Annotated in this window: 5 protein-coding genes; 3 read left to right on the top strand and 2 right to left on the bottom strand. The window is 63.9% G+C overall.

Annotated features, from left to right (window positions below; translation table 11 throughout):
- Positions 1 to 208: 208 nt before the first annotated feature.
- Together ACEN88_RS23795 and ACEN88_RS23800 are read left to right on the top strand one after the other, a co-directional pair.
- Positions 209 to 1,381 (top strand): penicillin acylase family protein, encoded by a 1,173-nt coding sequence (locus ACEN88_RS23795; RefSeq protein WP_413343627.1) that lies wholly within the window; start codon positions 209 to 211, stop codon positions 1,379 to 1,381.
- Positions 1,382 to 1,415: 34 nt separating this feature from the next.
- Positions 1,416 to 2,597 carry a penicillin acylase family protein gene (locus tag ACEN88_RS23800; protein ID WP_413343629.1) on the top strand — a complete coding sequence of 394 codons (1,182 nt, stop codon included), beginning with the start codon at positions 1,416 to 1,418 and terminating at the stop codon, positions 2,595 to 2,597.
- A gap of 6 nt (positions 2,598 to 2,603) precedes the next feature.
- On the opposite strand, the gene ACEN88_RS23805 is transcribed toward ACEN88_RS23800, so the two are convergent.
- Both ACEN88_RS23805 and ACEN88_RS23810 read right to left on the bottom strand, forming a co-directional pair.
- A complete protein-coding gene (locus ACEN88_RS23805) occupies positions 2,604 to 4,049 on the bottom strand; it encodes a DHA2 family efflux MFS transporter permease subunit (protein ID WP_413343631.1) in 1,446 nt (481 codons plus the stop codon).
- Between the two features lie 100 nt (positions 4,050 to 4,149).
- Positions 4,150 to 4,689 carry an acyloxyacyl hydrolase gene (locus ACEN88_RS23810; protein WP_229412198.1) on the bottom strand — a complete coding sequence of 180 codons (540 nt, stop codon included), beginning with the start codon at positions 4,687 to 4,689 and terminating at the stop codon, positions 4,150 to 4,152.
- A gap of 151 nt (positions 4,690 to 4,840) precedes the next feature.
- Here ACEN88_RS23810 and ACEN88_RS23815 point away from each other — a divergent pair.
- Positions 4,841 to 5,277 (top strand): NAD(P)-dependent oxidoreductase (locus tag ACEN88_RS23815; protein WP_413343633.1); only part of this gene is annotated, 437 nt, incomplete at its 3' end.

The raw sequence follows: 5,277 nt of genomic DNA on the forward strand, positions 1-5,277 counted from the left end.
AGTGTGAAAGTAGGTTATCGTCAGGCTAGTTATATGCAGAAGCCCGTTCAGTTGATACTGAGCGGGCTTTTTGCTTTTCGGCGCCTCGAAAACGGATATTTGAATCGGAAAAAACGAAACCTGACAAGCTTGTGTTCCAACAGTTGTAGCAAAAGCGAAAACCGCTAGCATCGATAGCCCGATTCGCGTTCTACGTTCAAGGAGCACTATGCACTTCCATCGTGTTTTTCCTGCGATCGCCCTGGGCGCCATTTTCACCGCCTGCAGCCATCACGACAGCGACATTTCGCCTTCCACGTCCGCACCGCCGCCCCAGTTCAGCGCCGACATCATCCGCACGACCCACGGCATCGTCCACGTCAAGGCGGCCGATTTCCGTAGCCTGGGCTATGGCCTCGCGTATGCCTACGCGCAGGACAACCTGTGCATGTTTGCCGATTCCTTATTGACCGTACGTGGCGAGCGTTCGCTGTATTTCGGCGGCGAAGCCCGTGCCACGGCCCGCAAGGGCGATGAATACGGCGCCGCCAGCGGATTCATGGACCTGAAAAACGAAGACAGCGATTTCTTCTTCAAGGGCTATCTCGACGTCGACCAGCTGCGCGCCAGTTATACCGCCGGCGCAAAGGAGCCGCGTGATCTGCTCGAAGGCTATGTGGCCGGCTACAACCGCTACCTGAAGGATCATGCCGGCAATTATCCGGCCGCGTGCAAGGACGCGAAGTGGGTCAAGCCGATGACGGTCGAGGATATGTACCTGGTCCTGGCCGAGAAAGCGCTGCACGCCTCGGGCGAAGTGTTCGCGAAGGAGGTCGTTGCGGGCGCCCGCGATGCGACCGCGATGGTGGCGGTGGCTACAAAGTCGCCACGGCGCAAGCTCGACCCCGTGTTCCTGCTCGCCCGCCTGGACAAAGTCGTGCACCAGGGCTTCGGCAGCAATGCGCTGGCCGTCGGCAAGGACTTGTCCGCGAGCGGCCGCGGCCTCCTGCTCGGCAATCCCCACTTCCCCTGGACGAGTACCGACCGCTTCTACCAGGCCCATCTCACCGTGCCCGGCCGCTATGACGCGATGGGTGTCGTGCTGGGTGGCTTGCCGGTCGTTGTCATCGGGTTCAACAAGGATGTCGCGTGGTCGCACACCGTCACGGCCGCCACGCACTTCACGACGTTTAAACTGGCACTCGATGCGGGCGATTCGACGGGCACGACCTATCTGATCGACGGCGAGAAGAACAAGATGACGTCGAAGACAGTATCCGTCGACATCCTCATGGCGGACGGCACGACGGCGAAGCGCACCAAGACCTTTTACTTCAGCAAGCAGGGCGCCGTCATCGTGAAACCGGAGGCGGGGCTGACGTGGAGCAGCACGACGGCCTAATGTCCTTGCGGACCCAAACCGCGGCAATACCCGCATGCTCGAACAATGGCTGGGCATCGGCACCGCGACGAGCGTGCAGACGCTCAAATCGTCGCTGGACACCGTCGTCGGCCTGCCGTGGGTGAACACGGTCGCGGCCGACCGCGCCGGCAATGCGTTGTATGCGGACGCAAGCGTCGTCCCGCGCGTCACGACGGACAAGTTCGTGGGCAATTGCCTGCTCCTGCCGGCCCTCGTGTTGTTCGACGGTTCGCGCAGTGCGTGCGGCTGGGGCCAGGATGCCAATGCGCCTGCCGGCATTTTCTCGCCGGCCAATGCCCCATCGATGCTGCGCACGGACTACGTGGGCAATTCGAACGACAGCTACTGGCTGACCAACGCCCGATCCCTGCTGACGGGCCCGGCGCCGCTGGGCTATTCGCCGCTGTACGGCAAGACGGGTGTCGAGCAGCGCCTGCGCACGCGCATCGGCTTCATCCAGTTCGAAGAGTTGGCGCAACAGGGACATCAATTCCAGCTGTCCGACCTGCAGACGCTCGTGTTCGCCGACCGCATCTACGCTGCCGAGCTCGTGCTGCCGGACCTGCTGGCGGCCTGCCCAACGAACGATGCGACCCTCGTCCAGGCCTGCACGGTGCTCGCTGCGTGGGACCGTCACGCGAACCTCGACAGCCGGGGCGCCGTCCTGTTCCGCGAATTCTGGACCGCGGCCTCGCAGATCCCCAACAAGTGGAAGGTGCCGCTCGACCCGGCCGACCCCGTCCACACGCCCAATGGTGTCGCGCCCGCCGCGCTGCCCGCGATGTTCGCCGCGCTGAAGACGGCGGCGCAGACCTTGCAATCGCTGAACATCCCGCTCGACGCGAAGCTGGGCGATTACCAGGGCGAGACGCGCAACGGCGCGCGCACGCCCTTGCATGGCGGCGTGGGCGACGTCGACGGTTCGTACAACTCGCTGCGGATGAGCACCGGCCTCACGACCACCGGCTACAACAACGTCTATTGGGGCACGAGCTATGTGCAGACGGTGACGTTCGACGATGCCGGCCCGGTCGCCCAGGCGATGCTCGTCTATGGCCAGTCGACGGACCCGAAGTCGCCGTACTATGCGGACCAGTTGCCGCTGTACTCGCGCAAGGAATGGCCGACGCTGCCGTTCACGGACGCCGGCATCAATGCGGATCCGAACCGCAAGACCACAACGCTGACCGAGTAACCCGCGTCAGGCTTGCGACAGCGGCGCCGGATCCTGCGCCACGGCTGTCGCTGTCTTGCCCTGCGTGATGCTTGCGCCATCGCCGCGGCGCAGGCGCGCGAAGACGAGGGACGACAGCATCGTCATGACGGCCAGCGTGATGAACGCGTGGTGCAGCGCCTTGGTGACCATCACCTGGTCCGTCTGCGGCACGCGGCCCAGGAACCACGCCGTCACGATCGAACCGGCGGCGAGGCCGAAGCTCATCGACAGCTGTTGGAATGACGAGGCGATCGTGCTGGCCATGCTGGAGTCTTTCGATTCCACGTCGGCATACGCGAGCGTGTTCATGCTCGAGAATTGCAGCGAATTGAAAAAGCCCTGCAGCAAGCCGATGCCCGCGATGGCGTACCACGGCGTGGACGGCCCAACGAGCGAGAACAGGCCGATCGTCAGGCCGATGCAGATCGTGTTGAACATGAGCACCTGACGGTAGCCGAAGCGGGCGAGGACTTTAGGCGCGATGAGCTTCATGCCCATCGCGGCGGCGGCTGTCGGCATCATCAAGAGGCCCGACTGCCACGGCGCGAGCTTGAGGCCCAGCTGGTACAGCAGCGGCAGCAGGAAGGGCAGGCCGCCGATGCCCAGGCGCGTGATGAAGCCGCCCAGCACCGAGATGCGGAACGTGCGCACCTTGAACAACGCCAGGCGCAGCAGAGGGAACTGGGCTTCGTTCGCGTGCCAGGCATACGCGGCCAGCAGGGAGATCGATAGCGCCAGCATCAGGCCGGCCGTCATGGGGTCGAGCGTGTGCTCGCCGAACACTTCCAGCAGCCAGGACAGGATCGCCGTGCCGGAGCTGAACAGGATCAGCCCGATCACGTCCAGCGGACGCGGCTCGGCGCCGTGGTAATCCGGCATATGGCGCCAGACGAGGTATAGCGCGAGCAGGCCGACGGGCACGTTGACGAAGAAAATAAAGCGCCAGGAAACCCAGTGCACGATCAGGCCGCCGACGGTCGGGCCCAGCAACGGGCCGATCAGCGCCGGCAGGATCACGAAGTTCATCGCGCCCAGCAACTCGTTCTTGGGAAACGTGCGGATGATCGACAGGCGCCCGACCGGCATCATCATCGCGCCGCCGAGGCCCTGCAACAGGCGGGCCGCGACCATCATCGGGGCGTTCAGCGACAGGCCGCACAGCACGGACGCCACCGTGAAGATCGCGATCGCCGTGAAGAACACGCGGCGAGTGCCGAACCGGTCGGCCATCCACCCGCTCACCGGAATGCCCACGGCCAGGCTGAGGATGTAACTCGTGACGACGGATTTGAGACTGAGCGGTGTGACCTGCAGGCTGGCCGCGATGCTGGGGACGGCGGTGTTGACGATGGTGGCGTCGAGCTGCTCCATGAACAGCGCAGTCGCCACCAGCCACGGCAGATAGCGTTTGATGGTGTCGGTATCGGTCATCGGATGGATTCTCACACAAATCCGATAACCGGGTCGCAACCGGGGTCAGAGCCCGATTTTGGGCAATTGCTTAAATTCGGGCTCTGACCCCGGTTTGATCTTAATAGTGGTACGCCGCCTTCAGCAGCAGCAGGTTCACACCGCCGTTCGGTTTCTTGATGCCGCCGTTCGAGTAGTGTTGCAGGCGCGCGCCCAGTTCCCATTTGTTGGCGAAGACATAGCCCACGCCCACGTGGTCGGCGAATTCGAACGCGGTCGACAGCTGGCGGTGCGTGTTGCGGTAGACGCTCGAGAAGACCGCGGCGCCGATGCCGGCGTCGGCGTAGAAGCCCAGCTTGTTGTCGGCTTCCCAGCGGAACACCGGCGTGATGCCGACGACGGCCAGGTCCTTCGTGTTGCCCTGCTGGTCGAGCCACTGGTTGGCGCGCCAGTAGGCCACGTTCGCGTCCCAATAGCCGTTCAGGTGGTAGCCGCTGGTCGGCAGCCAGGATTTGTTCCAGTCTTTCTGGACCGCGAGACGGACGACTTGCACGTGTTCGCCGCCGCCGACTTCCACCGACGAGGAATCGAAATAACCGTCGGCGGCATGGGCCGCCGTCGCGGCCGACAACGCGGCCACGGCCGCCAGGGAACGCATCATTTTTTTCATGGAGAACATTGCCTTTGCTGTGAATGAGAGCCGTGCAAGCAAAATGGTCACGGCCAAACCGCTATTGTAGCGAGGTCGTTGAAAGGACGTAGTCGACCTATCAATTGTTAAAATGCGGACAATGAATCATCGAGAGGAAGCAATGACGTTACCGACTGTGGCATTTCTCGGCATCGGCCTGATGGGCAAACCGATGGCGACCCGGCTGGCGCAGGCCGGCTATCCCCTGCGCGTGTGGAACCGTACGGCCGCCAAGGCCGAGGCACTGCGCGACACCGGGGCCGAACCGCAGGCCGACCTGATGGATGCCGTGCGCGGTGCCGACATCGTGATCTCGATCCTGGAAGCGGGCCCGGTCGTCGGCCAGGTCATCGACGATGCCCTGCCGGCACTCGCGCACAACACGTTGTGGATCGACATGAGCTCCACGCGCCAGGACGAAGCCGTGAATTTTGCCGCCCGCCTGCGCCAGGCCGGCTGCCGCTTCGTCGATGCGCCCGTGTCCGGCGGCGTGGGCGGCGCGGAAGCGGGGCAACTCGCGATCATGGCCGGCGCCGATGCGGCCGACTACGCCCAGGC

It is taken from the genome of Massilia sp. CT11-108 (genome assembly GCF_047302915.1).
GTDB lineage: Bacteria > Pseudomonadota > Gammaproteobacteria > Burkholderiales > Burkholderiaceae_D > Telluria > Telluria orientalis.

Bases quoted from the DNA above. Each gene is read 5' to 3' on its own strand.
- ACEN88_RS23800 (WP_413343629.1), top strand. From the start codon at position 1,416: ATGCTCGAACAATGGCTGGGCATCGGCACCGCGACGAGCGTGCAGACG.
- ACEN88_RS23795 (WP_413343627.1), top strand. From the start codon at position 209: ATGCACTTCCATCGTGTTTTTCCTGCGATCGCCCTGGGCGCCATTTTC.
- ACEN88_RS23805 (WP_413343631.1), bottom strand. From the start codon at position 4,049: ATGACCGATACCGACACCATCAAACGCTATCTGCCGTGGCTGGTGGCG.
- ACEN88_RS23810 (WP_229412198.1), bottom strand. From the start codon at position 4,689: ATGATGCGTTCCCTGGCGGCCGTGGCCGCGTTGTCGGCCGCGACGGCG.